At 68.8% G+C, this 369-nt stretch carries 1 protein-coding gene; it reads right to left on the bottom strand.

All coding sequences use genetic code 11. The features are described 5' to 3' along the window. The coding region (locus tag IFT51_RS15670; protein WP_192061852.1) for a hypothetical protein at positions 1–369 on the bottom strand (369 nt) is incomplete at both ends.

Below are 369 nucleotides of genomic sequence, written 5' to 3'. Positions count from 1 at the left end.
CCGTGGCCTCGCCGACGTTGAACTCGAGCGTCTCGCTGCCGTTGGCGATGCCGCCACGCTCACTGGTGACCGTGAACGTCGTCGCGGTCGTCCCGACCCAGCGGCGGACCGTCCACGAACCATCGACCTGAACGGTCGCGGTCGACGGCGCAGCCGCAGTGTCGTCGCTGACCGTGACCTTCGACCAGGTCGTGCCGGTGCCCGTGAAGGTCACCCAGCCCGGCTGGTCGTGGCCCGCGCCATCGATCGGGGCGGTGACGATCAGATCGCCCTGGGCGACCTGGTCCGAGAACAGACGCAGGGTCTGCTTCGTCTCGTCGCCCGTGACCGGGGTGTGGGTCACCGTGAAGGTGATGTACCCGTTGCCCA

Source organism: Frigoribacterium sp. CFBP 13712 (assembly GCF_014842255.1).
Lineage (GTDB): Bacteria > Actinomycetota > Actinomycetes > Actinomycetales > Microbacteriaceae > Frigoribacterium.
The sequence above is the reverse complement of the archived record's forward strand: the minus strand, read 5'-3'. Positions and strand labels throughout refer to the sequence as shown.